This window comes from Rossellomorea sp. H136 (genome assembly GCF_056838065.1).
Genome location: NZ_CM166371.1, coordinates 2,263,394 through 2,289,378, shown reverse-complemented (window position 1 = coordinate 2,289,378; position 25,985 = coordinate 2,263,394). Strand labels below are relative to the sequence as shown.

General features: G+C 39.6%; 23 protein-coding genes. 8 read left to right on the top strand and 15 right to left on the bottom strand.

The annotated features are described in order from the left end of the window. Positions 1-148: 148 nt before the first annotated feature. The 5 genes from ACYH0O_RS11455 to ACYH0O_RS11435 form a co-directional block, all read right to left on the bottom strand. Complete coding sequence (locus ACYH0O_RS11455; protein ID WP_482632319.1) at positions 149-1,375, bottom strand: MFS transporter; 1,227 nt, start codon at positions 1,373-1,375, stop codon at positions 149-151. Positions 1,376-1,389: 14 nt separating this feature from the next. Then, the gene (locus tag ACYH0O_RS11450) at positions 1,390-2,436 is read right to left on the bottom strand and encodes an ArsR/SmtB family transcription factor (protein WP_482632318.1); all 1,047 of its coding nucleotides are present in this window, start codon (positions 2,434-2,436) and stop codon (positions 1,390-1,392) included. A 167-nt stretch (positions 2,437-2,603) separates the two neighbouring features. Further along, entirely contained in the window at positions 2,604-3,674 is a 1,071-nt protein-coding gene (gene rlmN, locus ACYH0O_RS11445; RefSeq protein WP_482632317.1) for a dual-specificity RNA methyltransferase RlmN, read from the bottom strand. A gap of 160 nt (positions 3,675-3,834) precedes the next feature. Next, positions 3,835-4,473, bottom strand: a complete 639-nt coding sequence (locus ACYH0O_RS11440) for a FusB/FusC family EF-G-binding protein (protein ID WP_482632316.1) — start codon at positions 4,471-4,473, stop codon at positions 3,835-3,837. Positions 4,474-4,653: 180 nt separating this feature from the next. Continuing rightward, positions 4,654-4,920, bottom strand: coding sequence for a CD3324 family protein (locus tag ACYH0O_RS11435; protein ID WP_482632315.1), 267 nt, complete (start codon positions 4,918-4,920; stop codon positions 4,654-4,656). A gap of 342 nt (positions 4,921-5,262) precedes the next feature. Here ACYH0O_RS11435 and ACYH0O_RS11430 point away from each other — a divergent pair, with 342 nt between their 5' ends. Continuing rightward, a complete protein-coding gene (locus tag ACYH0O_RS11430; protein WP_482632314.1) occupies positions 5,263-5,808 on the top strand; it encodes a GNAT family N-acetyltransferase in 546 nt (181 codons plus the stop codon). A 138-nt stretch (positions 5,809-5,946) separates the two neighbouring features. Here ACYH0O_RS11430 and ACYH0O_RS11425 read toward each other — a convergent pair whose 3' ends face one another. Next, a complete protein-coding gene (locus ACYH0O_RS11425; RefSeq protein WP_482632313.1) occupies positions 5,947-7,197 on the bottom strand; it encodes a helix-turn-helix transcriptional regulator in 1,251 nt (416 codons plus the stop codon). A 216-nt stretch (positions 7,198-7,413) separates the two neighbouring features. On the opposite strand from ACYH0O_RS11425, the gene ACYH0O_RS11420 reads away from it, so the two are divergent. Both ACYH0O_RS11420 and ACYH0O_RS11415 read left to right on the top strand, forming a co-directional pair. Next, complete coding sequence (locus tag ACYH0O_RS11420; RefSeq protein ID WP_482632312.1) at positions 7,414-7,782, top strand: hypothetical protein; 369 nt, start codon at positions 7,414-7,416, stop codon at positions 7,780-7,782. Further along, positions 7,779-9,347: a sodium/solute symporter gene (locus ACYH0O_RS11415; protein ID WP_482632311.1), complete on the top strand. Its 1,569-nt coding sequence runs from the start codon at positions 7,779-7,781 to the stop codon at positions 9,345-9,347. Before ACYH0O_RS11420 ends, ACYH0O_RS11415 begins: the two co-directional genes overlap by 4 nt. Before the next feature lie 63 nt (positions 9,348-9,410). On the opposite strand, the gene ACYH0O_RS11410 is transcribed toward ACYH0O_RS11415, so the two are convergent. Further along, positions 9,411-9,968: a GNAT family N-acetyltransferase gene (locus ACYH0O_RS11410; RefSeq protein WP_482632310.1), complete on the bottom strand. Its 558-nt coding sequence runs from the start codon at positions 9,966-9,968 to the stop codon at positions 9,411-9,413. A 138-nt stretch (positions 9,969-10,106) separates the two neighbouring features. Between ACYH0O_RS11410 and ACYH0O_RS11405 the strand changes: the two genes are divergently transcribed. The 3 genes from ACYH0O_RS11405 (at position 10,107) to ACYH0O_RS11395 (ending at position 14,712) form a co-directional block, all read left to right on the top strand. Next, positions 10,107-10,937 (top strand): STAS domain-containing protein, encoded by an 831-nt coding sequence (locus tag ACYH0O_RS11405; RefSeq protein ID WP_482632309.1) that lies wholly within the window; start codon positions 10,107-10,109, stop codon positions 10,935-10,937. Positions 10,938-11,548: 611 nt separating this feature from the next. Continuing rightward, positions 11,549-12,763, top strand: coding sequence for a S8 family serine peptidase (locus ACYH0O_RS11400; protein ID WP_149155693.1), 1,215 nt, complete (start codon positions 11,549-11,551; stop codon positions 12,761-12,763). A 371-nt stretch (positions 12,764-13,134) separates the two neighbouring features. Next, on the top strand, positions 13,135-14,712 hold the full coding sequence (locus ACYH0O_RS11395) for a M4 family metallopeptidase (RefSeq protein ID WP_482632545.1): 1,578 nt from the start codon (positions 13,135-13,137) through the stop codon (positions 14,710-14,712). 134 nt (positions 14,713-14,846) lie between these two features. Here ACYH0O_RS11395 and ACYH0O_RS11390 read toward each other — a convergent pair whose 3' ends face one another. The 7 genes from ACYH0O_RS11390 to ACYH0O_RS11360 all read right to left on the bottom strand — a co-directional run bounded on the left by ACYH0O_RS11390 (position 14,847) and on the right by ACYH0O_RS11360 (position 21,271). Then, positions 14,847-15,152: an adhesin gene (locus ACYH0O_RS11390; RefSeq protein WP_482632308.1), complete on the bottom strand. Its 306-nt coding sequence runs from the start codon at positions 15,150-15,152 to the stop codon at positions 14,847-14,849. 12 nt (positions 15,153-15,164) lie between these two features. Continuing rightward, entirely contained in the window at positions 15,165-16,937 is a 1,773-nt protein-coding gene (arsA, locus tag ACYH0O_RS11385; protein ID WP_482632307.1) for an arsenical pump-driving ATPase, read from the bottom strand. Between the two features lie 15 nt (positions 16,938-16,952). Beyond that, positions 16,953-17,315, bottom strand: a complete 363-nt coding sequence (gene arsD / locus ACYH0O_RS11380) for an arsenite efflux transporter metallochaperone ArsD (protein ID WP_482632306.1) — start codon at positions 17,313-17,315, stop codon at positions 16,953-16,955. 131 nt (positions 17,316-17,446) lie between these two features. Next, positions 17,447-17,866 (bottom strand): arsenate reductase (thioredoxin), encoded by a 420-nt coding sequence (gene arsC / locus ACYH0O_RS11375; RefSeq protein ID WP_482632305.1) that lies wholly within the window; start codon positions 17,864-17,866, stop codon positions 17,447-17,449. A 28-nt stretch (positions 17,867-17,894) separates the two neighbouring features. Next, positions 17,895-19,193, bottom strand: coding sequence for an arsenic transporter (locus ACYH0O_RS11370; protein ID WP_482632304.1), 1,299 nt, complete (start codon positions 19,191-19,193; stop codon positions 17,895-17,897). A gap of 14 nt (positions 19,194-19,207) precedes the next feature. Next, a complete protein-coding gene (locus ACYH0O_RS11365; protein ID WP_482632303.1) occupies positions 19,208-19,552 on the bottom strand; it encodes an ArsR/SmtB family transcription factor in 345 nt (114 codons plus the stop codon). A 237-nt stretch (positions 19,553-19,789) separates the two neighbouring features. After that, entirely contained in the window at positions 19,790-21,271 is a 1,482-nt protein-coding gene (locus tag ACYH0O_RS11360) for a SulP family inorganic anion transporter (protein ID WP_482632302.1), read from the bottom strand. 268 nt (positions 21,272-21,539) lie between these two features. On the opposite strand from ACYH0O_RS11360, the gene ACYH0O_RS11355 reads away from it, so the two are divergent. After that, positions 21,540-21,956 carry a universal stress protein gene (locus ACYH0O_RS11355; RefSeq protein WP_149155685.1) on the top strand — a complete coding sequence of 139 codons (417 nt, stop codon included), beginning with the start codon at positions 21,540-21,542 and terminating at the stop codon, positions 21,954-21,956. A gap of 357 nt (positions 21,957-22,313) precedes the next feature. Here the strand turns inward: ACYH0O_RS11355 and ACYH0O_RS11350 are convergent, their stop codons facing one another. After that, on the bottom strand, positions 22,314-23,795 hold the full coding sequence (locus ACYH0O_RS11350; RefSeq protein ID WP_482632301.1) for an esterase/lipase family protein: 1,482 nt from the start codon (positions 23,793-23,795) through the stop codon (positions 22,314-22,316). A gap of 239 nt (positions 23,796-24,034) precedes the next feature. Here ACYH0O_RS11350 and ACYH0O_RS11345 point away from each other — a divergent pair, with 239 nt between their 5' ends. After that, entirely contained in the window at positions 24,035-25,813 is a 1,779-nt protein-coding gene (locus ACYH0O_RS11345; RefSeq protein WP_482632300.1) for a dihydroorotate dehydrogenase, read from the top strand. The last annotated feature ends 172 nt before the right edge of the window (positions 25,814-25,985 follow it).

Sequence of the window (25,985 nt, the reverse complement as noted above, 5' to 3'; positions counted from 1 at the left end):
TTATGCCACTTTATATTAAAACGGTTAAAATCGATCTTTTTTAATTTCTCTTTCAATTGACTTTCAGTGATCATATCTGAATTCTCCTCACCAATTTGATTTCCATTTCCATCCTACCATAAAACAGAGTTGTGGGAGGTCCGTCCCTCTATTTATCTTTTAAACTGTGATGGAGATAAGGAATGGAGGCCAGTGTAGAGATAGCTCCAGCGAGCATGATGGTTAGGTCTGTACCAATAGAGTCAGCCAATATTCCTGCAAGAAATGCGGCCAGGGGCATGAATACCCATGTCATGAGGCGGCTAGTGGCCTGGACCCTTCCTAATAAGTGATCGGGTGTCAACGTTTGCCGGATAGTAATGATGCACGGGCTCATCATCGAAGCACAGAAGGTACCGACTGCATTCATGATCACAAGCCAAAAATAGGTTTCTAGCAAGCCAAAACACAGGATTGAAAGCCCTCCAATGACAGAGGCAGTAAATAAAATGTTCCGATAAGAAAACCGCTTCCGAAAAAGGTTTGAAGTAATCGCACCTGCAATCGCACCTACTCCCCCCATCGATAATAACCAACCAATCATGACCGTATTTACATTGATTGAATCCTTAAGGTGAAACACCAATAATGTGAGAAATAATGTGGTTCCGAACACAGAAGATACCATGGCTAGATTGGTATACAAAATCGGCTTGGTCTTTGCAACGAATTCAAATCCCTCCCTGATCTCTCCCCATATGGAATACCTTGATGAATCTCTCTCATTCATCTTCATCCGGAGACTCGCAATGGCAAGAAAAGAGACCAGGAAGCTGACGCTGTTCACCATCAGGGCATATCCGGGATTAAAAAAGGAAATGATTAACCCACCTAAACCGGGTGCTAAAAAAACCGCTAAGTTAAATACCCCGGAATTCAGTGAATTCACTGCCTGTAGGTCTTCTCTTCTCACCAGGCTTGGTACTGAAGCAAATTGAGAAGTATTGTATATTTGGCTTAATAATCCGATGCCAAACACAACTGGATATACGATCCACATCTCGAGTACCTCCAAGATAAATAGAACCCCTATCATACCAACCATTAAACATCGTCCTAAATCGCATAAAAGGAGCAGGTGCTTCCTGTTGAATTTGTCGGACATGATACCTGCGAAGGGTTGCAATAGAATCGGTAACCGTTCAAGCGCCGCCACAATCCCCATACTCACCGGTGATCCAGTGATGGTTAATACCATTAGTGGAATCGCGATTAAATAAATTTGATCACCGAAAAATGAAATCAGATTACCACCCATAAATCTGAAAACAGAATAGTTTTTCTTTAAAGGTGGGAATTCCTCCACTTGATTTAGACTGAACGCACGCTCTTCCATACCGGTCACCCCTTTTAATCCTTAGTTAAATACTGCATCAATTCATTCGATAAAGATTGAAGTGCATTCTCTTTCAGCCGATACTTTCCATCCTGCGTTTCGACCAGCCTTGCGGACCTGAGAATTTTCAAATGGTGGTGGACCGTCGATTTCCCCATGTTCAGCAAATTCGTGATTTCCTGGAGAGTACGATTTGACCCCTTCAGTAATTTCACCATTCGGAGGCGCGCTTCATCCCCAAGGGCTTTATGCTTTTGGACCAGAAAATAGTTTGGCATATCCTTATCATCCGGATAGATGCTTTCATTGGCTACGGGATAATAAAACACCTTTACTCCTTCAACATCCCCTTCTACGTTCCAAGGGCGATAAATCGACTGAGGGATCAACAGAACTGTATGAACACTTGGCTCCGGAAGATAGGTAATTCCTCCGGTTGCCCATTCTACCATGGCCTCTGGCTTCAGATTTCCATTCATCTTTTCTTTGGCTTGTTTATCTCTTCTCAGTATTTGAGATAATGTTTCTCTCTGTGGAACAATCACTTCTTCATACCACCGGGTCATGACGCTCTCCAGGTGATTCCTAAGGGTATTTACTTGGGTTGTGCAGACAAACTCAATATAATCAGGAAAAAACCGGTTACATTCTGTCTGCTTTTTCAATCTGTTCCGTGATGACTGATCCCCTTCTGCAGCAAGCATTCGAAGATCTTCAAATTTAAACCCTATGTATGGAATGCTGTTGAATCTGAGCTTTTCATCATCCAACTCATCCAGAAACGTGAGAAATTCAGACAAATCCTGAAACTCTTTTTGATGCAGCAAAAGGAGTAGGGATTTCCACGTATTATTCTTTTCAACAAATTTCAAGTCCTCTATCAATGGTTCAGATAAAGATTTCTTTAACCTGTCCCAAGACTCTTTTGGTTTTTCTAACGTATCAATAAGCCTTGTATTTGTGACTGCAGCAATCCCCAAAGCGCATTCCCAAAGAAGAGAAGCCTCGATTCTTACCTCATACGTTTCTCTTTTCCGACTGGTCATATGGAGCACATCCATATAGAGACACCTCATTTCCAAAAACTTGATCCTTGCAAACAATTCTATACTTTTAGAATTGTTTATTCAATATTTTTCGAAAAATCTTTTAAAGTATAAGCAACTTTTACAAACAAAAAAAGCACACAAATCCCACTCAGGAATTCGTGTGCTCTATCAATAAAGTATTAAGATTTAACCTTATCCTTCTTGATCTGCTTACTTCTCAATTGACCGCATGCTGCATCAATGTCCGTCCCTTGTTCCACACGGACTCCACAGTTGATTCCATGTTCAAGTAATGTACCGTAGAATTCAACAATCGCTTCTTTCGTACTTCTTTGATATTGGTTATGCTCGTCAACTGGATTATAAGGAATCAAATTCACATAAGAAAGATGGCGCTTATTCTTTAACAATTTGGCTAGCTGTATAGCCTCTTCTTTATGATCGTTCACATCGCTCAATAAAATATACTCAAAGGTGATGCGTCGATTGGTTTTTTCTAAATAGTAATCAATGGCGGGCATTAACTTCTCTAAAGGATACGCGCGGTTGATCTTCATGATCTTCGTACGCAATTCGTTGTTTGGTGCGTGCAAGGAAACAGCCAGGTTGATTTGAATGTTTTCGTCGGCAAATTTGTAAATCTTATCTGCCAGACCACTTGTTGATACAGTGATGTGACGAGCACCAATGGAAAGACCTTTTTGGTCATTCACTACTCGGAAGAAGTCCATCATGTTATCGTAGTTATCGAATGGTTCACCAATTCCCATTACGACGATATGACTGACTCGTTCTCCATTTCCTGCTTCATCCAAGTGATGTTGGACGTTCATGATTTGTTCGACAATTTCACCGCTCGATAGGTCCCGGTTCTTTTTGAGTAGTCCACTCGCACAGAATGTACAACCGATGTTGCATCCGACCTGAGTCGTCACACACACACTCAGACCGTAATTAAAACGCATAAGAACTGTCTCTATCAGGTTACCATCCTCGAGTTTGAACAAGAATTTGATTGTGCCGTCCTTCGATTCCTGTTTAACCTCTTGAGTGAGTGTATGAAGATAGAAGTGATCGTCCAGCAATTGTACACAATCAGCGTTTAGATTCTTCATATCCTCAAAGTTTGTCACTCTCTTTTTATATAACCAATCCCACACCTGAGCCGCACGGAACTTCTTTTGCCCATGCTCGACCAGCCATGTTGTCAGTTGATCTAATGTTAATCCGTATATGGACTTCTTTTCCATTTAAAACCCTCATTTCGAAACTCTACAATTTTCTACTTATCTATACTACTTAAAGTATGGTAATGTTTCAAGGGATTTATAAGTGTTGAGAAGAATTGGAATTCCGTAATAAAGTATAAATAGAATATAAATACGCCGAAACCCTTGCTTTGCGCATCCTTTAATGATTGATTCTTTGAATAAAATCATCCAACTTCTCTTTGTCTTTAAGCTTTTCATTACACTCATCACTATCCTGGCAGATGTAATTTCCTTTCTTCACAAAGTTTCCTTGAGATGACGTTTTCGATTCAGACATGTAAAACCCTATGCTTCCAAAGGTGTTGCAAATCGTGCAAATTCCTTTTTTGCTGCTGTTTTTGAAAGTACCCTTAAATCCTTTCAATTTCCCCTCATACTCAGCGACGATATATTTTCGCTCCTGTCCGTAATCATTCCAACCTAAATAGGAGAGATCCCTGAAATCGACATTTTCCCAATCTGGAGACTTTAGTTTTTTCACTTTCGGGAATAATTTTTTCAATGAGGCATCAGATACAGATGGAAATGGAAATACATAAGGTTTTAATCCAATTAAATAATCCTCCGCCTGGTCAGAATCCCTGATATTCCCGATTGGATCAAGTATGTTCTGTTGAGCTTGAGACAGTTCATCGAACAAATTTGTGACCTTATCTTTCACAAGTCCTTTCAAGGCTTGAAGGACACCTAGATCATTCACTGTTGAATATCCATTGATCAGCACTTGAGTCTGATACGTTATGAAATTATATTGATCATTCCGAATAAATGGTTCCATGTTAATCGCTCCTATAAACATTTGTCATTATCATCATCTTAAATGGGCTTTTCAAGATGAGTCAAGGAGCACAGGTATTCCGTGCAACCCTATTTTTACTATATACCGGTACATGTCAGAAAGATATGTAGAGTTTGGTTAAGAATCAATCTATACATAAAAAAAGCACTGACATAAACATCAGCGCTTTCTATACACTATTTTCTTAATTGTTTCTGTTGATAGGTAATGATGATTCGCTAATTCTTGAATTGTCTTTCCATTCAAAAAAGCCTCTTTGATTTCAACATTTCGTTCATCAATTACTTTTCTACTTCCAGAACGGCTTCCCCATTTTCGGTATTTAACCTTAGGTTTAGGTATATAAAGGGTTTCCCCCTGTACATATTTCTGGATTTCAACAAGAAGGGATTGTGGTAAAACACTCTCCGCTTTCACATATTTCATTTCAGTCAGCCCCTTATTTTCTAATTAAATAAATAAGGTGCAAAGCCGACTTACTAGAAATGAACTTTAAGGGCGATTAAGTTTGATTCCGCCCCATGCAAAGTATCGCCTTTCTAATAACAGGCTTTGCATGAGACGCTTGGGACTCTGGTAAGATTGTTTTATTTACCATGTCACCACCTCCTCTAAGAAAAAACTCAATTTCTTCTATTATAAAATAATTCCACTTTTCTTTCACATCATTTAACAAAAATTATATTATTATCATTTTTCTAAACAATAAATTCAAACCACTTTATAACATGGTATAATTTTCTAAAATATTTACAAGGAGATGTTTACATGTTTTCTTTCAATGTTAATGATGATATTTCAATTGAGATCTTGCAGCAACACCACAAAGATGAACTATATGAACTAATTGATTCCAACCGGGAGCATCTTCGGCAATGGTTGCTATGGGTGGACAAGCGCCAGTCACCACAGGATTTTGAACCGATCATTCCTATCTGGATCCGGAATTACGCGGATAATAACGGTTTTGATGCAGGCATTCGTTATCATGGCAAATTGGTTGGTATGATTGGTCTTCATTTTGTAGACTGGAAAACCAAAAGCACTAGTATCGGATATTTTCTTTCTCAAGATGCACAAGGTAAAGGAATTATAAGCCTTTCAATCTCTTCTCTATTAAACTATTTATTTATACAAATGGGGCTCAATCGTGTAGAAATTCAATGCGCAGTTAACAACACGAAAAGCATTGGCATACCAGAGCGATTAGGATTTACAAAGGAAGGCGTAACGAGAGATGGTCAATGGTTATATGATCATTATGAGGATCTTGTAACGTATAGTTTGTTGAAGAAAGATTGGGTTTTTTCATAAGGTATCACTCATTACAAAGGCGATTCTCATTGAGAACCGCCTCCTCTTGAGATCATTTAAGGTGTACTATTGCGTTGGGACAGAAATACTCCCAATCCATCTGCATAGTCAGAAAAGATAGTCTTGTCCCCTGGATTATTAAATAAAAATAATTTCTTCCGTCCTTCTGTATTCTCTTGGAGGGAGGCCAACATATTTTTTGAAGGTACCACTAAAATAATTGGGTGTATTGAACCCAAGCTCTTCAGCAATGTACTCAATTGTATGGTTGGTATGACGCAAGAGCCACACAGCACGCTGAAGACGAACAAAGGTGACATATTCAACAAAATTCCGTCCCGTTTCTTGTTTAAAAAATCTACTGAAATACGGTACACTAAAATTAATCTGTTCAGCTACTTGTTTTATTGAAAGATTATCTGTACAACAATGAGCTATATAGTCCGTACATTTCTGTATCTGCTGGTCCTTTGTGATTTCTTCGTAATAACGAAGGGATAACCTCTCATATGGTGACGTACGCCTGGCTTTATATGCTTCCCGGTATGAATGATGAAGGAGAAGTGGTTCTCGATAGATGGTTCCTACACCAATATAAAGATGGATCCCATATTCCCTTTCTAATCCCTCAATCGCATCAAGAATACTTTCTTCCCCTTCTTTCCATTGCTTTAAAGATCCATACTTCGATGGAATCCTAATGAGCATTAGTAAGTGTTTACGATATGATAGAAACGAAACCCAACCTGCACGAAAGCGCTTTCTAAAGTGATCCTGAATAATCATTGATGCATGCCACTCTTGCTCTTCTTGAAAGGATGGGCATCTGATAAATCCCTGTATAAAACATACCACACTTGGCAGCCCATCAACTGGAAAGAGAGATCGGGATTGAATCAATTCCTCTTCAGAATTTATTTCCCCAGAAAGTAATCTTCGTAAAAATGCTTCTTGAAAAGGAAACGTGTGGTTTCCTTTCTTTGGTTCCTGATGAAGCCCGATGACATTGTCACTAGTCAATACACGACCCTCACTTGAAATCCCCCCTATAACCTGTTTTAATATTCGAATAAATTTATGTTTTTTTACAGATTTGACTATTAAACTGCTTAATTTCAACTCAACTGCAAGTGGTGATGTATATAATAATGTTGGCTCCAGCAAAGGAATGATTTTGCATTCTTTATTGCGTTTATGAAATCGATGAATTTTCACCCAATCATGCCATGTACTTACTTCAAAAATTGCTATATGTATATAAGTCGGTTTCACTTCCTCCTCCACCAGAGCAATGTTTCCCATAAATTCTTCTGTAATCCAGTCTTCCAGCTTTTCATATTCCATTTGATCTCTTACGACTAGCTTCATTGAATACACTTTTTCGTCCATCCTGCCTTCCTATGATATACATAATGATGTCTAATTCTTAACTAAATTATAGAATATAAATTAGATTATATTAAATATTTGTATATTTCTGATAATTTATTGTAAGGTATATTTTCTTCATATATCGTAAAATCAATTTTATACTATCTTAGCATTGGTAAAGGAGGACAGTAATCAAAAATCAGCAAAAGCTCAAACCTTAAGGAGGGGTCTTTTATGGCTGGAGAGTATTCAGAATATGATTATGTGGCTGCAGAAACTATAGATGTCAGTGAACTTGAGCCACTCGATCCGGAAACAAGAAAGATCATGAAGGGTGAATTCAGTACTGGAATTAAACTTACGCTATTTTATTATGTTTTTATCTTATCAATCCCGATATTGAATTGGTATGCAGATGGTTTTATGTTCTCACGTATGTGGGGTGGTATGACGTATAGTTGGTTTTTCACAAGTATCGTTGCCATGGCGATGGCTTTCATCATTGCCTATGTACATACTACTCTTTATGAAAAACGTTTAAAGAATGATCGCCCCATTCCCACCCACTCCAGTACATCTTCTGAGGAAAGGAGAATCAATTGATGGGTGTTTTACTAGAACCAAAGTTCCTATTAACGCTCCTCTTAATGGGGACGATCGTTTATATCACCTATTTATCAAAAAGAAATGCCACTGCTTCTGATTATTTTGTTGGAGGTAGAAGCTTTAGCTGGTTTACTAACGGTTCAGCTATAGGAGGAGACTATTTAAGCGCAGCAACCTTTCTTGGTATTGCCGGTTTAACCTATCAGCTTGGCTATGATGGTGCTTATTATGCATTTTGCTTTTCTATAGGTCTAACTCTTTTAGCTATTTTCGTAGCAGGTCCACTTCGTCGATTCGGAGCCTATACAGTGGCGGACTTTTTAGCGTATCGTTTTCACAGCAAACGTGCACGCCTCGCAGCTGTTGCTGTTGTTTTAGCCATTTCCGGCTTCTATGCAGCCCCTCAGTTACTTGGTGCTGCTCAAATTTTAAGTATGTTCTTCGGGACAAGCTATGAATTTGGAATCATTTTCACTTGTTCTGTAATGATTTTTTACGTTGGAATCGGTGGTATGAAGGGTACTACACTTAACCAGGCTCTCGAACTATGGATTCGTCTAGGTGCCTTTCTTCTTATGGTTGGTGCTGCTATCTATGGTGGACTCCATTACCAGGAAATCCTGGCTTCGATTAATGAATTTAAAGGGGTTATTTCAGGAACTGCTGGTTTTTCTACTGATGGAAAGGATTTACCTTTTGATGGTGCAGCTTGGACAGGTACCGGCAATTACTTCCCATCATTCTGGCAAACCATATCAATGACAATCGGACTTTCACTCGGTACGATTGGACTTCCGCATATTTTGCTTCGTTTCTATACAAATCCTAGTGCTAAAGCAGCTCGTAAGTCCGCTCTTATGGCAATAGGTATTGCAAGTGTATTCTTTTTCTTCGCCGTATATCTTGGAGTGGTCGGGCGCTCGATTTTTCTAAGCGGGGACACAGATCCAGGTGTTATGAAAGACCTGATAGCCGGAGGAAACAATATGGTTGTTCCTTCTACTGCACAGGCCCTTGGTGGGGAGTGGTTGCTTGGTCTTGTAATTGCGGGCGCATTTGCTGCCGTCTTTTCAAACCTATCCGGTTTATTCATTGCAAGCTCCGGTGCATTGGCTCATGATTTATATGCAACATTCTTCCGGAGAAATATTACAGAAAAAGAACGTGTATTAGCAGGAAAGGTTTCGATTATCATTCTTGGTATTTTATACGGTGTTCTTGGTCTAATGGTAAAAGAAGCTTCCATCGGTCATCTGGTAGCACTGGCATTTACGGTTGCAGCGAGTACGTTTACACCAATCTTCATCCTAGGTATATGGTGGAGGGGAATGACAGAGAAAGGTGCAATTGCCGGACTTGTTATCGGCCTAATTGCTTCTATGTACATGATTTTCTTTAAATCTACCCTACCTGAATTCTTACAGTTTAATGTACCTGGGTTAATCACGGTTCCGATTGGATTCCTTTCTGTATATATCGTTTCAAAGATCGACCGCAGAGTCCCTGGTGATGTAAACGAATTCATGAAAAAAGTTCATTCGAAAGAATCAGAAGCAGCTTAAAAATAATAAAATGACGGTTACAATAGATGAAGCAGGGTTTTATTAAGACCCTGCTTCATCTATTTATATTTTCCCATACACACACGTATCCGTTAACCTCTCCCCATCAACCGAAAGATCCTCATTGCGCAGAATTCCTTCCAATATATAGCCAAGCCTTTCAGGAATCGCCCTGCTCCTCCCATTTGTGGATTCACACCTGATTTCCACTCTTTTTCCTTTTAATTCAGTTAAGGCAAAATCTGTCAATTTCCCAACAGCTTCCACCATGTAACCATGCCTACTCATTCTTGTATCAATCCAATAACCGATTTCAAATTTCGGAACACTCCAATCAATGTTGTGAAAGCCTGTTGAACCGACGAATTCATTTGTATCTTTTAGGAAGATGAGATACCTCAAACTTTCCCTTGTTAGAAATTTTGCGTAAGCTTCACGGGTGTTCGTTTCCGTATCTTCTACTGAAGGGTCATTTTGTGCAAATCCTAACCACGGTTTTAATTCAGATAGAGATGCCTTAATGGCTGCATTCACTGATCTGCCATCACCTGGCTGAGGCATTCTTAATACTAATCTTTCCGTTTCTATCACTGCTGGAACTTCAAGTAATACAGGGTTCATACAAAACACTCCTTTTATTAAAATAAAAACTCTCTATTGTCAATATACCTGGTATACTATTATTCTAGTCTTTCCATCCTATACTAAAAATTAATAATACTTTATAATAAAGGAAAATCATACATCTGGAGGAGAAAAATGACTCACCACACAATCACTACTTCTATTGGGGACCAACTGATTGAGAGAAAGCATGAAATCGCCAATAACATTTTCTCAGCGCTTTTAGCTGCTTATCCAACACTTTACGTGGAAGCACGAAGAATTGAAAGCCTCCCTTATTTTGAGCAGCTTATCGAACTTATAGGTGAAGGCTTGCTAAGAGGAGAAAATAACTTAGACAAATCAAGGCAGTGGGGAAAAGAAGTTGGTAGGCTTGCATCAGGCCAAGGAGTCACTTTGCATATGTCTATAAGTAAATCCTCTTTATATAAAAAAGTGATACTAGAAGATATCGTTTTGCACAATGAAGCAACCATTTCTAAAGAAATCCTACTGCAAATCACAAACGATATCGATCACACATTCACTACTATGATTTCCGCTTTCTGTGAAGCATATGGTGAGCATGCAGGAGAACAGCTGAAATTATCTGAAGAAAAGTATTTGTCCTTATCCACTCCAGTCGTTCCAATATTCTCCGACTTGGCTGTATTGCCTCTGATTGGACAAGTGGATGAAGTACGTGGAGAAATGATGGCTGAGCATGTTCTTCTTGAGTGTAAAAAGCTATCCATTCATAAATTAATCATCGATCTTTCCGGTGTGTATGAAGTGAATCCATTGTTCCAACAAGGAATCATGAAACTGATTGATAGCCTTAAATTATTAGGAATCGAACCGATTTTATCAGGTATGCGCCCTGAAATGAGTATCGAATTTGTACAGATGGGTATAAACATTTCAAGTATGAAAATCTATCAATCTTTAAATAAAGCAGTAGAAAATCATTTAAATGATATAGCATAACCGAAAAGACCTCCCTGACAGAAGTCCTTTTTCTTATTAGTGATGATGCCCCTTCTCTCACCTTCCTAATGCTAAGATCCCAGTGGAAATCACATCCTCTGGGATCTTTTCTGTATCATTAAGGTTGTTGATGTTTCCATGATTTTCACCACTTCCCAAGAGGGACGGACCTCACAATTCACCCTTCTAATAATGCTAAATTATAGCATTTAAGCTTGATCACCATTCTATTTCATTAAAAATGGAGGTCCGTCCCTTAAATATTTTCAAAATGATGTTGGGAAAATACGGGACTGTTTTCCTATGTTTATTTTTGGTTTTGAGGGCGTTTGGAGGAAAGTTTTCTTGATTCTCGCTAATTTTTGAATTTGGCTTGCTGCACCTTCCAAAAACTTACAAATTCTAAATGCTTGCCCTATTCAGTTTTTTAGAAGGGTCTGCTAGAATCCTAGTTAGCAAGAATCATATACATAGTTTCTCATACACAATCTTAATTATTCTTGTGAATTTTCATAAGAGGGGGTAATTTCCACAAGCCAATCGATCTACCACTCAATTCATTTGTCGTTGAACCACATCATTCAAAAAAAGAAAAACGGAGGAATGCTATTATGAAGTTTAAAAAAATTGCTGCTTTATCTCTTGCTGCATCACTTGCTCTCGTACCTAGTTTCGGAGGAAGTGCCTTTGCACAAGATCAAAACCCCCTAGAGAAAGCCCCGAAAAAAACAACTGTCAGTAAAAACCTCGAAAAAGGCAGTTATGTAAAAGGTGAGGTTATAGTCAAATTTAAAGACGGTGTGGCAGAGTCTGATAAAGGAAACACCCTCAAAAAAGTGAATGCCTCTGCAGTAAAAGAAAAAACTAGTAAAAAGAAGCCCTTCGAAGTGCTAAAAGTAGGAAATGTAGAAGCAACCGTAAAAGCTTTAAGCAAAAACCCGAATGTGGAATACGTAGAACCGAACTATACCTTCTCAGCCACCTGGACCCCAAATGATTATTACTACCAAGGATATCAATATGGACCCCAGAACACGTATACACCAAGTGCATGGGATCTTGCACGTGGGAGCAGCGGTCAGGAAATCGCCGTTCTTGATACAGGAGTAGATTATAACCACCCTGACTTAGACGGCAAAACGATTCGTGGATATGATTTCGTCGACAATGATTATTATCCAATGGATTTAAATGGACATGGTACACATGTTGCGGGTACGGCAGCGGCTGAAACGAACAATGGAACCGGGATTGCAGGTATGGCTCCTAATACAAAGATTCTTGCCGTTCGTGTACTGGATGCCAACGGAAGTGGATCGCTTGATGATATCGCGGCAGGTATACGCTACGCAGCAGATCAAGGCGCAGAAGTTCTAAACCTTTCCCTTGGTTGTGACTGTAATACAACAACGTTAAAAAGTGCCGTCGATTATGCGTGGAACAAAGGATCTGTCGTCATTGCCGCGGCTGGAAATGACGGAGTATCAACAACGTTTGAGCCAGCTTCTTATCCTAACGCGATTGCCGTAGGAGCAGTTGATTCCAGAGACCGTAAAGCTTCTTTCTCAAACTATGGAACATGGGTGGATGTAACTGCTCCAGGAGTTGACATTGCTTCTACCGTACCTAACAATGGATACTCATACATGTCAGGTACATCGATGGCTTCCCCTCACGTTGCAGGCTTAGCAGGATTACTTGCAGGGCAAGGACGAAACAATGTTCAAATCCGTCAAGCGATCGAACAAACAGCTGATCCTATCAGCGGTACAGGCTCTTACTTCCAACATGGAAGAATTAACTCTTACGATGCTGTAAGATACTAATAATTGTAAAACACCCCTTAACCAATGGTTAAGGGGTGTTTTACAATTATTGAATCTATCTCTCCAACAAAATTTGAAAAACCACTCGCCTTTTATAACCCAACCTGAGCTTATATAAATACTAGAAAAAAATAACAAATTCCAACAAAAGATTATATCTTATAAAAAGATTCGTTTTCATGAAAATTTTCCTGAATACTACCATTAATGGTCAACTCTATACCCTCAAAAAGTCCTGCATTTTCTCAATACCTTCTTCTCCTTTCCTATGATAATCTGTTTTTGACGGAATTTTTAGAAAAAAAGGAGGAATTGTTTTGAAAAAGAATAAAATCATTAGCGTTGGGTTATCCATTGGTTTACTGTCTGGAATGATGGCTACGGGGAGTTTAGCTGCACCATCGAACAACGCTCTCTTTCAAATGAATAAAAAAGAAGGAACACCGGAATTTGTTTCAGGACTATTATCTGCTCCATCCGGAAAAAAAGCGGAGACAATCGTTCTTTCCTTTTTAGAGAATAACAAGGCGAAATTCAAGCTTTCTGATAAGAAATCAGATGAGCAGTTCAAAGTGCTGTCTGTTGAAAAAGATGAACTTGGAAATAGAGTCGTTCGCATTCAGCAAACCTACCATGGAGTACCTGTTTGGGGTTCCACACAATCAGCAGTTGTAAAGGATGATGGCACCCTTCAAGCATTTTCCGGCACTGTCGTAGCTGACTTGGATCAAAAGATAACCTCATCAAATAAGAAAGTGAACGCGAAAAAAGCCTTAAAGATCTCTAAGAAAGATCTTGGACTTGATCCAAAATTAGAAAAAGAGGCTAAACCGGAATTAGTCGTCTATACAGATGGTGATTCTGCTTCATATGCATATTTTGTAAACCTGAATTATTTAGAACCGTCTCCTGGTAACTGGAACTATTTTATTGATGCGAAAACCGGAAAGATTTTAAATAAATACAATGACATGCATGAAGTCACAGGAACGAATCAAGTAGGAACCGGTAAAGGCGTATTAGGTGACTCTAAACCGTTGAACACAACCCTTTCAAGTGGAAAGTACTATTTGCAGGATAATACTCGGGGAAATGGTGTGTTTACATACAACATGAACAATCGTACTTTCTTCCCTCAATTTTTCTTACCGGGCACTTTGTGGTCAGATAGCGATAATGTACTAAATGCTTCATATGATGCTCCTGCAGTTGATGCTCATTATTTCGCAGGTGTCACGTATGACTTCTACAAGGATAACTACAACCGTAATTCTTATGATAATCAAGGCGCACGCCTGGTTTCTTCTGTTCACTACAGCAGCGGGTACAATAACGCCTTCTGGAACGGATCTCAAATGGTGTATGGAGATGGAGATGGCACGACTTTCGCCCCACTTTCAGGCGGCATTGACGTTGTGGCCCATGAATTAACTCATGCGGTGACAGACTTTACTTCTGATCTTGTGTATCAGAATGAATCGGGAGCCTTAAACGAAGCGATTTCAGATATTTTTGGAACATTAGTAGAGTATGAGAATGGAGCGAATCCAGATTTCGAGATTGGAGAAGATATATATACACCTGACACATCAGGTGATGCCCTCCGCTCCATGAGCGACCCTGCTAAATACGGTGACCCAGACCACTTCTCTAAACGTTATACTGGTACAGAAGATAACGGAGGTGTTCATACAAACAGTGGAATCATCAACAAGCAGGCTTACCTTTTAAGTGAAGGCGGTAGTCATTATGGAATAACCGTTCCCGGAATTGGCCGTGAAAAGCTTGGGGATATTTATTATCGTATGAATACAGTGTATCTGACAGCTTCCTCAACCTTCAGTCAGGCAAGAGCTGCAGCTGTACAGTCTGCAACCGATTTATATGGAAGCACTTCAGCAGAAGTCAATGCTGTCAAACTATCATTTGATGCAGTTGGAATTAACTAAAGAGTTTGCCAGACCAGCAGGGATTTTTGTCCTTTGCTGGTTTTCTACGTAGTAATTTCTTCATTCATCATCAAAAAAAGCCTGTTTCTAAGGTCGAAAGTACCCAGAACAGGCTTTTTCTATTTAAAATGACCTTAACAGCAGCCGCTATCCGGGACACCCACTAATACTAATTCCCCATCTTGCACATCTAGTGTAATTTCATCAGTCATAGATATCACATTCGTATCAAAGGCAACCGAAACCCCATTAATTTCTTCCACTTTATCCGTTGCTTGAGCTGAATCTAAAGAAACTCCAATTTGTGGTCCACAGCATCCACCTTGATTAAGAAAAAATCTGATACCTTCCGAATTGTTCTCTGCCATTGCATTCAACAGTACTTCTTTTGCTTCATTCGTAATATTCATTGTATACAATCCCCATTCCTTATAATTCATAGTTATCCACCTTTACTTAGAGAAGTCCATCAGTTTTTTGTAGCCTATCTTTTCTTCACTCATCCATGGAATTAGAGCTGTTTTGTTTGCATAGTCGTTATGCACTTTTTGTATCCATTCCCGCTCTGAGACAGACCTGCCTCTTAACAGGGGATCTGTTGTGTTCGTTACCGATAAACTTTGATTGATGACCCACCATTTTGGGTGAATTTCCGCTCGATTCAAATCTTCCTGAAGTCGTTTTGCTTCGAAAACAGGGGTAGCCTCAGGCAATGTCACTATCACTACGCTCGTTTCGTTTGGATTACGAAGACGTGGCAGTAGATTTTTCACGTGGTCTTCCACCTCTCCTTTTGAACGCGATACTTCTTTCGTATAAGATTCAGTCGCATCCAGTAAAAGCAGAGTGTGTCCCGTTGGAGCAGTATCGATCACGACTATTTCTTCATCCGCTTTCCCTACTATCTCCGCAAAAGATTGGAAGATGGCGATTTCTTCCGTACAAGGGGAGTTTAAATCTTCCTTCAAGTACGCCATTCCTTCTTCATCGAGACCCTCTGCAGCTTTAGAAAGAACGGACTTTTTATACGACTCAACCGTTTCTTTCGGGTCGATCCTACTGATTCTTAAGTCGACCTTCCCAGGTTCTTCTTGAAACATATGAGTTAAGTGGGCTGCGGGATCAGTTGTAGTTAAATGTACCTTATGTCCCCTCTCAACCAAGCCAACAGCAATAGCTGAAGCGACTGTCGTTTTCCCTACTCCACCTTTTCCCATCGTAAAAATGACACGGGAATTGTTCTTGGAGAAGTCGTCTATCACTTCTTTTAATCCGGGAATTCCAATGGATTCATCGTCTACTACAGTTTGAGCATTCGGGTTAATCTCTACACGAGAGAATAATTGTCTCAATGCATTCGTTCCCGTTAAGGAATACGCTACATAAGGTAGTGAGTATGTTTGAATTTCCTTAAGAGAAATCGGCATTGAACGTAACGCTTCTTGCTGACGGCTGTAAAAGGCAGATGCAATCGGATCATCCCATTGATGGTTACCCATTAATCCATTTACAATCAACATTTGATTTTTTATTCCAATGTCCTGGAGTTCCTTTGATGCCCGGTCGGCTTCCGTTAACGAGGAAGAATCCGGTCGTGCAACAAGAACAAGTGTCGTTTTTTCCTTATTGGATAAAACGTTAACAGTTGAAGAATACAGATCCTTCTTGTCCCCAAGCCCTGAAAGAGGTCCTAAACAAGACGCTCCATGTGTACTCTCTTCCAAGAACCCCGTCCAAGCTGTAGGAAGCTGTAACAAACGGAGCGTATGACCTGTCGGTGCCGTATCAAATACAATATGATCAAACTGATCTACTATGGCAGGGTCTGCAAGCAAACATGTAAACTCATCAAAAGCAGCAATTTCAACTGTACAAGCACCAGACAGCTGTTCCTCCATATTACTTACTACAGCTTCTGGAAGCTTCCCCCTATATGGTCCAATCACTTTTTCACGGTATGAAGCTGCTGCTTCTTCCGGGTCAAGATTACAAGCGGATAATGTCGGTAATCCCGGGACTTGTTTTGGTTGATTGGTAAGCTCGGTTTCCAATACATCCTGTAAATTGGAAGCTGGATCCGTACTGACGATCAACACCTTTTTTCCTTCATCTGCAAGGGCAATGGCTGTTGAACTCGCCGTAGACGTTTTCCCCACTCCGCCTTTTCCAGTAAAAAAGAGGAATGGTGTATGATTGACAGCATCTAATTGAAACGATGTGAACACTGTACCACAACTTTCTTATTTTTTATTAATATCCAATGTCAGTCGTACTTTTCTTTTCTCATTCAATTCCTCAGCTGGTACTTCAAACCATTGTGAAAACTCTTCATTTGAAGGATATTTTCCAACAGCGGCTTGTTTCCCATCAACAAGCGTGACAGGTAAAGCATCCGGACCTTCATCGTGTAAAATACGGTTGATCACCTCATGGTCAGCAAATGCCCCTGGATCATTCGCTAAATTGTATCGGGTAATATCAAACCCTCGTTTTTCAAGTGAATATACAGCATTCGCGACGCGAGTCAGCTCAGGATCGATACTGGGACCACAAACCCCCGTCGAACAACACATTGCCGGATCAAAAATTTCAACCTTAGCCATCAAAATTCCACTCCCATTCATAAACTTATATAAAAAATAGCCGAGAAGCTTCTCTCGGCTTTATAAAAGAGGGACGGACATTTTGGACAGGACTTTAAGGATTGCTATGAGGTCCGTCCCTCTATTTCTACTTACTTCCCGGTTTCAGCGAATGTTTTGATGCGATCGCTGATTTCATCACGTACACGTTGGAAGAATGCCCATTTCTCTTCATCCGTTCCTTCGGCTTTTGCCGGGTCATCAAAGCCCCAGTGCTCACGCTTGACATGGGATGGGGTCATTGGACATTTATCTGCAGCATCCCCACAAAGCGTAACAACTAAATCCGCATTATTTAAAATGTCAGGATCAATAATGTCAGAAGTTTGGTCTGAAATATCAATTCCCGCTTCTTTCATTGCTTTTACTGCGTTAGGATTTAATCCATGCGCTTCAATACCTGCACTTTTCACATCCCAATCTTCTCCCAGATGATGCTTCGCCCAACCTTCTGCCATTTGGCTGCGGCATGAGTTCCCTGTACATAAGAAGTATAGTGTTTTTTTAGACATAGTAATCGAGCTCCTTTTGCTGTAAGTTTTAAGATATGATCATTAACCAGAAATATAAACCAATAAGGGTAATGAGTAATGTTGGTACGGTTAAAATGATTCCCGTTTTAAAATATTGTCCCCATGAGATCTTCACGCCTTTTAATGATAAAACGTGTAACCATAAGAGGGTTGCCAGTGAACCAATCGGGGTGATTTTCGGACCAAGATCAGAACCAATGACATTGGAATAAATAAGGGACTCCCGAATAACTCCAGTAGTGTTCGTATCCATTATCGCAATCGCATCGATCATAACGGTCGGCATATTGTTCATGACCGATGAAAGTATCGCTGCAATGAACCCCATGGAAATCGTAGCGACGAACAGTCCTTGATCAGCAGCCACTTGGATAACATCCGTTAACACATTCGTCAGCCCTACATTACGCAAACCATACACTACCACGTACATTCCAATCGAGAAGAATACAATCGCCCATGGAGCACCCTTAATGACAGTTTTCGTGTTGACAGCTGAGCTTCTCCTAGCCATTAATAAGAAGAAAATCGACACAATACCCGCGATGATCGATACAGGAATGTGCAATGATTCACTTATAAAGTAACCAACAAGTAAGATACCAAGTACAATCCAGGATAGCTTAAACATACGCTGATCTTTAATCGCTACAACCGGTTTCTTGAGCTGGCTTACATCATAATTCTTTGGAATGCTTTTTCTAAAGAATAGATACAGTACCAAGATACTCGCAAACAATGAAAAGAAGTTTGGGATGATCATGCGTGATGCATATTCCACAAACCCGATATCAAAGAAATCGGCTGACACGATGTTTACAAGGTTACTGACGACAAGCGGCAATGAAGTCGTGTCGGCGATGAATCCACTTGCCATGATAAATGGAAAAACCATTTTTTCTTCAAAATTCAAGTTTCTCACCATTGCCAGTACAATCGGAGTCAATATTAACGCAGCTCCATCATTCGCAAAAAATGCTGCGACAACTGCTCCTAATAGGGAAACGTAAACGAACATTTTAACGCCATTCCCCTTTGCTGCTCTCGCCATATGTAGAGCAGACCATTCAAAGAATCCAATTTCATCCAGGATTAAAGAGATAATGATAATAGCAATGAATGCTAAAGTCGCATTCCATACTATTCCTGTCACTGCCACAACATCCTGGAAGTCTACAACCCCTACAATTAGGGCAAGAACCGCTCCTCCACAAGCAGACCAGCCAATGGACAATCCTTTAGGCTGCCAAATCACAAGTACCAATGTGGCCACAAAAATCATGGTAGCTAAAATAACTGATAACACGGGAAACCCTCCTCCTAATTACAAGAAATGCGTAATCCTTGCTTTTCTAATGCTGTTAATCGATCATCCTGATTAGGCAAGTGTTCCATCAAGCTTTGAACAAACGGATACGCATCACTTTCTTTGTTAAGAGAGTAAAAGACCCATTGACCCCTTCTTAATTCCCTCACAAGTCCTGCATCTTTCAATTTACGAACATGCTGTGAGATGGCAGGCTGACTCATTTTGAAAATTTCGACAAATTCACACACACAGCAGTCATTGGATTCTAATAGTTTCACCATGGTAAGACGGGTTTTATCCCCTAGAAGTTTTAACATCGTTGCCGCCCTTTCAATATCAACATTTGATTTAAGCATGTAAACACCTCATCAATCACTTATATTATTAGCATATTATTATTTACTTATAAAAAAAAAAAAAAAATAAGAACCTTTCTAAAGGCTCTTATATAAGATCTTGCTTATATAATAAAACACTTATATGCTTATTTCAACCTTTTTTCATAATTCTTTGGTTTTTTTGGCGCAAATTGTACAAATAAGTATATATAGAAAAGTCCTTGATCACTTGACCAAGGACTTTTCAGATCTTACTTAATGGTTAACGGCTTTATCTAATCCACCGGGCTTATTATGCACAGCCAATTTGTCAATTAATTTATTACTTTCAGTGTTCAGACCAATCAGATTAACTTTCACACCATTCTGATGGTACTTAATAACGATTTTATCAATCGCTCCCACGGCAGAATCATCCCATAAATGTGTGTGAGTTAAATCCAGCGTTACTTCCTTTACATCTTCATTGAAATTAAAGCTTTCAACAAATTCCGTAACAGAAGCAAAGAACAATTGACCTGACACACGGTATACCTTCTTATGAGTTTCTTCAGACGCCATCGTGGTAATCTTCACTTTTGATATTTTGGAAGCGAAGAATATAGCGCTTAAGATAATCCCGACAAGAACACCTTTAGATAAATCATGAGTAAACAATACAGTGACAACTGTTGCTATCATAACAAGAGAGTCTGTAATCGGCGTTTTGTGTAAGTTCTTCACTGAAGACCAATCAAAGGTCCCAACGGATACCATGATCATAACTCCAACCAAGGCAGCCATTGGAATTTGAACCAAGAAATCATTGAGCAAAAGGATCAAAATCATCAAGAATGTACCAGCCACAAAAGCTGATAAACGTCCTCGTCCACCTGACTTAACATTAATAACAGATTGTCCGATCATCGCACAACCAGCCATTCCACCGAAAAGTCCAGATACGATATTCGCAATCCCTTGCCCTTTTGCTTCTTTATTTTTATCACTTGTGGTATCTGTCATATCATCAACAATAGACGCAGTTAATAGAGACTCAACTAACCCTACAATTGCAATTGATAAAGAATATGGGAAAATGATTTGTAATGTCTCGAAGTTAAATGGAATATCAGGAATCAAGAAGATTGGTAATGCTTGAGTAAGCTCACCCATATCTCCAACTGTACGTACTCCACTTCCTGTCAGCACCGCGAAAATAGTCACAGCGATAATTGCCACTAATGGTGATGGAACTGCTTTTGTAAAGCGGGGTAAAATATATATGATCCCCAATGCACCAGTCACCATAGCATACATGATCCACGATTCACCAACAAAGTGTGGTAACTGTGAAGTGAAAATCAAGATGGCAAGTGCGTTCACAAATCCAACCATAACGGAACGTGGGACAAATTTCATTAAGCGGCCTAGTTTAAGGACTCCCATGATAATTTGAATCACACCTGTTAAGATGGTCGCTGCTAACAGATACTGTAAACCATGATCCGCAACTAACGTCACCATGACAAGGGCTGTAGCACCCGTTGCGGCAGAAATCATCCCCGGACGACCGCCTACAAATGCAATCACTACTGCAATACAGAAGGAAGCATATAACCCGACCATTGGATCGACACCTGCGATAATAGAAAACGCAATCGCTTCCGGGATCAATGCCATAGCCACGACTAAACCGGCTAATACATCTCCACGAATATTACCAAACCACTCATATTTAATTTTTTGACTTAAACTCATAATGCACCTCTTCCTGTTTATTTATGACTTTCAACTCTCATGAAAGTCGGGGCCGTTTAACACAAGGGACATTATATAATGGATGATTCAATTTGTGAAACAGTTATGAAAGCGCAAACATAACGTATTATCTTTCATTTACTCTTAATTTCACTGCTAATCTACTTCATTTCAAATACATGTAAAAAAATCTTAAATTTCTTTAGAGGATATTGAATAATAATATAGAACTAAATACTAAACGCTTTCATCGGATGGAGGAAAAGCAATGTTCAAACACATTCTTCTCGCAACAGATGGATCTGAACACTCTCTAAGGGCAGGAGAAAAAGCGATCGCTCTCGCGAGATGCAATGAAGGCTCTAAAATAGATATTGTTTATGTAGTAGATGGGAAGCAATCCAAGGAAGATGTTCTGCATCATTGGGGACTGGATGCAACAGATAAACGGAAGCAGAAACTGCAAATGATAGAACAAAAAGCCAGGCATGAAGGCATCGACTATGAGATTATCTTTTTACACGGAGAACCGGGGCCGACGATTGTTGAGCATGCGAACAAAAACAACTTCGATGCAGTAGTCATTGGAAGCCGGGGATTAAATGCATTTCAAGAAATGGTCTTAGGAAGTGTTAGCCATAAAGTCGCAAAGAGGGCTAAATGTCCCGTGATGATCGTGAAATAAGAAAGACTTCCCAATTGGAAGTCTTTCTCCATTTCATCCTTATACAAGTATTTAAAAATCATCAGTACCCTCTCTCTCCAAGCAAATTTATTATGAACAGCACCTTCTAGAAGCTCAAATCTTACATTCCTCTGGATCGGCGTAAACGATGTATACTCCAAACTGTTAAAGGTTCAGTCCCGGCCAGTTGCAAAAGATCATGATGCATTTAAAGATTATTACCTAAACATTCTAAAAGTACATTACCTCCTCATCAGTAATGGCTTTACAGTAGCTTTTAAATGTTCATTCTTTTTATTTACCAAAATTAGAAGCTAATAAAACATTAGCTCCTCACCCAATGTACTCCAATCTATCCTACTGCCCATAAACCTTCCCTGAATCATCAATATAAACAGATTTAATGAAAGATCTTTTGAACGCATTTTTGTCCTTGCTTCCTTCTATGTCAACCGTAACGTTGTAGACTCCTTCTCCAAGCTTTGGAAGTTTTAATGAGTCGTTCTTTGTTTTCACTTTACTCTTCTTCAACTTACCATCCTTGTAAAATTCAATTGTCATGTTCTGTTTGAATTTCAGGTTACTGCTGTTGGTTTTCAAGCTGATTCCATTCTGTGCTAAATGAATTTTGATTGCATCATTCATCGCACTTTCAAAAGACACATGTAAGAGATACTGTTCTGTTGAATGCGACGATGCTTCAACTTTCCACTCCCCTGGTGCCGGATCTTTGACGGTGACCGTATGGTGATACGCACCGTTAAAATATTCACTTTCATCCTTTTCCACCTTGAATATTGAATTTGCTTTCTGACCAGGATCTTTTAAGGTTAATTGTGACGAGGGGCTATTGCTCATCCAATCAAATGTTACGGACTGAGCCCCCTGTTCCACTAAGACCACTTCTTGTTTCTTTCCACTATATTCTCCTCCTCTAATGAAAGAGGCAGCATGATCTGCTTCTTTTGACTCGACCACACTATGAGAATTAAAAGCCGAAGTATTGGTGGCTTCATTCAAATAATTTTCGAACAAATTAAAGGTAGAGGAACCTTCTTTGATAGTCGAATGATTCCAATCCCCCACTCTCAGTTCTGTCCCATAGGGAAGTCTCGAACTATTGACTGTAACGGCTCCATCGTTGCTATTATAAGCACTAAGATACAAACCACCCCAATAAAGAGAGCTTCCAAAGCTTCCCCATGTTGTGCCGCCAAATGTATAGACTGGATTTCTATTAACATTCTGATGATGATCCGTTTCAGAGCGGAAATAACTCATATACCCTGTTTGCAATGAATAGGTGGCATCATTCTTACTTCCGAGAATGCCTGTCAACCATCCTGCCCAGCTGCTATAAGCAAGATCTGCCAATTGAGAACCATAATGAGGAGTGGAAAGGGTGATCACCCTTTCCACATATGGAAAAGCACCATAGTGTACAAGAGCTGATTGAGTATCGATGCCACCTTTACTATGGGCCACAACCACTACCTTTTCACCGTAGTAATTGTGTATGTCGCGAATTTTCTGGGCCAGAAGGGCACCGTTATCCCACATATTCTTTGTTGGATAAAGATCGATAAAAGCGGTTTCATAACCATTTTGATAGGCTGTGTCATACATATTATTTTCATTCCACCATGTATTAGAAGAGCTATTTAATCCATGAACAAAGAGGATCGGATGCTTGGAAGGGGCTACATATGAGGGAGTTGTACCTACATACCACTGGCCGGGAACTCCAGAAGGATCATCCTTGCCAAATGAACCGGCCTGGCTCCAGGACGGCAGTAATAGAAATAGTGCAAAAACGGTCATGCAAATCTTTTTAATCATACACTCTCTCCTTTTCCGTTGAAATAAACCTGTAAAGTATATCGACTTATTTTATGATATATAACTGGCATAACAGAATATGAGAGGAATGAACTATAAAAAGTTCACAATGTGCCATTTTTGTATTTCTTACTTCCTTTTAAATTTTCACATACTAACTTCTGCTCAAAATTCACCACCCGATCTTATAAAATCCCTGTTAAAATGATGGTATTACTAATAATTGCGAGGAATGTGCTATGCCTGATTGGTCCTATCACGGAATATTCAAACCTGTTTTATCCAAACTCCCGGCTTACATGTCGAGAGAGTTTATCCATAGAGGAATGAGTACGATCGCTTCTCTCCCCCATGGTCCTCACATCATCCATTTCCTAGGAAGAGAAGAATGTTCCCCTCTCCTGTATCAACAAATAAAAGGGATGGAATTTACCAATCCTGTTGGTCTCTCTGGTAAAATTGATCCCTTACTAACCGGTACATCTGCCTTTATTCATTTAGGCTTTGGCTTTATTGAAATTGGTCCGGTGACTTTACAGACTTCATCAGACTCCGATTACCCTAATGCGGATCACAATGAGCTGCGTATACAGTTCCCGGATCCCCTTGAATCTGTTGGGTTAGAGAGGACTCTAGGGAAATTAAAGAAGTTTAGAAAAAAACAGCCCTTCATCATACGCCTGTCGGGGACACCACAAGAATTATCTATGATGATGAATAGATTAGATTTATTTGCAGATGGTTATATTGTCGAAGGTGATGAAATACATCCTACGTTACATAGTGATAAACCGATTTTCATCTCAAATCCGACTTTAGAACTTCTCTATAAATTAAACGTTGAGAATATTTCAGGAATCGTTGTCGAAGGGGATGAATTCAACACTCTCCTTTCAATTGTTCGTTCATACAAAAAAGCAATCCCTGCTCTAACAATCATTACTTCAGGTGGAGTTAGTGAACCAAGTCAGGCACTATCTCTACTTAATGCGGGTGCAGACCTACTTCTTCTTTCAGATGGGTATGTCTTTTCGGGTCCTGGTTTAACTAAACGCATTAACGAAGCCTTACTGGATGATTTGAACGATCAGCTACCCCCTCAAAAGGGATGGCAATCTTACTGGTATTTTGGATTATTTATTTTTATAGGAGGACTCTTAGCCTTCGTTTTTAGTTTAACGTCGGTGATTCTACCCTATGATGAACATTATTTGGGGATGACAAGGGAATCGATTACTGGATTTAACGACCGGATTGTTAAATTTATGTCTCATGATCGGATGACTTTAGCAGGTACAATGATTTCTGGTGGAATAGTGTATATGCAGCTCTCCTTCCATGGTGTCAGGAGAGGTCTCCTATGGGCCAAACAATCAATAGACATTGCCGCCATTACAGGATTTCTGGGAATTTTCTTATTTATTGGGTATGGCTATTTTGACTGGCTTCATCTTATATTTTGGCTCGTTTTGCTACCCTTTTACGTATATGGCTGGATTCATACAAGGGGGATAAAAGGAACTCCATCATCTGGAAATCGTGGAAATCATAATATATGGTTACAATCCCTGTATGGTCAGCTTGCGTTTGTCGTACTTGGATTTTCTTTTGTTATTGGAGGTCTTGTCATTTCTTACCTTGGGGTTACTTCTGTTTTTGTTCCGACGGATCTCCTATACCTCTGTATGCCACCGGAGATTCTTCATGAGTTCAATCAGAACCTCATTCCCGTTATTGCACATGATCGAGCAGGGTTCGGCAGCGCTTTATTAAGTGTAGGATTACTAGTCTTAACCCTTTCACTTTGGGGCTTTCAGCAAGGAAATAAGTGGGTTTGGTGGACGTTATTGATCGGGGGCATTCCCGCCTTTATATCGGGGATATATATTCATTTTGCTATCGGGTACACCTCGTTTAGCCATCTTCTGCCTGCCTACATTGCCATTGGCTTATTTTTGATTGGTATAGTCAAAACCTATTCTTTTTTCCATATTGATACGGATAATGATGAAATTTAGCTATATCCATAGTGGATATGGCTTTTTTGACGGGACTTTATCTACTAGGAAAACCATCCGTAAGTCCCTCGTGTTAAGAGTTTGTAAATTTACCATAAGCTCATTGAATCAGTACATTTTTCATGTTATAGTCTCTGTATAAAATACCGATATCGACTTCCGATATCGGATT

Bases quoted from the DNA above. Each gene is read 5' to 3' on its own strand.
- ACYH0O_RS11455 (WP_482632319.1), bottom strand. From the start codon at position 1,375: ATGGAAGAGCGTGCGTTCAGTCTAAATCAAGTGGAGGAATTCCCACCT.
- ACYH0O_RS11450 (WP_482632318.1), bottom strand. From the start codon at position 2,436: ATGGATGTGCTCCATATGACCAGTCGGAAAAGAGAAACGTATGAGGTA.
- rlmN (WP_482632317.1), bottom strand. From the start codon at position 3,674: ATGGAAAAGAAGTCCATATACGGATTAACATTAGATCAACTGACAACA.
- ACYH0O_RS11440 (WP_482632316.1), bottom strand. From the start codon at position 4,473: ATGGAACCATTTATTCGGAATGATCAATATAATTTCATAACGTATCAG.
- ACYH0O_RS11435 (WP_482632315.1), bottom strand. From the start codon at position 4,920: ATGAAATATGTGAAAGCGGAGAGTGTTTTACCACAATCCCTTCTTGTT.
- ACYH0O_RS11430 (WP_482632314.1), top strand. From the start codon at position 5,263: ATGTTTTCTTTCAATGTTAATGATGATATTTCAATTGAGATCTTGCAG.
- ACYH0O_RS11425 (WP_482632313.1), bottom strand. From the start codon at position 7,197: ATGGACGAAAAAGTGTATTCAATGAAGCTAGTCGTAAGAGATCAAATG.
- ACYH0O_RS11420 (WP_482632312.1), top strand. From the start codon at position 7,414: ATGGCTGGAGAGTATTCAGAATATGATTATGTGGCTGCAGAAACTATA.
- ACYH0O_RS11410 (WP_482632310.1), bottom strand. From the start codon at position 9,968: ATGAACCCTGTATTACTTGAAGTTCCAGCAGTGATAGAAACGGAAAGA.
- ACYH0O_RS11405 (WP_482632309.1), top strand. From the start codon at position 10,107: ATGACTCACCACACAATCACTACTTCTATTGGGGACCAACTGATTGAG.
- ACYH0O_RS11400 (WP_149155693.1), top strand. From the start codon at position 11,549: ATGAAGTTTAAAAAAATTGCTGCTTTATCTCTTGCTGCATCACTTGCT.
- ACYH0O_RS11395 (WP_482632545.1), top strand. From the start codon at position 13,135: ATGATGGCTACGGGGAGTTTAGCTGCACCATCGAACAACGCTCTCTTT.
- ACYH0O_RS11390 (WP_482632308.1), bottom strand. From the start codon at position 15,152: ATGAATTATAAGGAATGGGGATTGTATACAATGAATATTACGAATGAA.
- arsD (WP_482632306.1), bottom strand. From the start codon at position 17,315: ATGGCTAAGGTTGAAATTTTTGATCCGGCAATGTGTTGTTCGACGGGG.
- arsC (WP_482632305.1), bottom strand. From the start codon at position 17,866: ATGTCTAAAAAAACACTATACTTCTTATGTACAGGGAACTCATGCCGC.
- ACYH0O_RS11365 (WP_482632303.1), bottom strand. From the start codon at position 19,552: ATGCTTAAATCAAATGTTGATATTGAAAGGGCGGCAACGATGTTAAAA.
- ACYH0O_RS11360 (WP_482632302.1), bottom strand. From the start codon at position 21,271: ATGAGTTTAAGTCAAAAAATTAAATATGAGTGGTTTGGTAATATTCGT.
- ACYH0O_RS11355 (WP_149155685.1), top strand. From the start codon at position 21,540: ATGTTCAAACACATTCTTCTCGCAACAGATGGATCTGAACACTCTCTA.
- ACYH0O_RS11350 (WP_482632301.1), bottom strand. From the start codon at position 23,795: ATGATTAAAAAGATTTGCATGACCGTTTTTGCACTATTTCTATTACTG.
- ACYH0O_RS11345 (WP_482632300.1), top strand. From the start codon at position 24,035: ATGCCTGATTGGTCCTATCACGGAATATTCAAACCTGTTTTATCCAAA.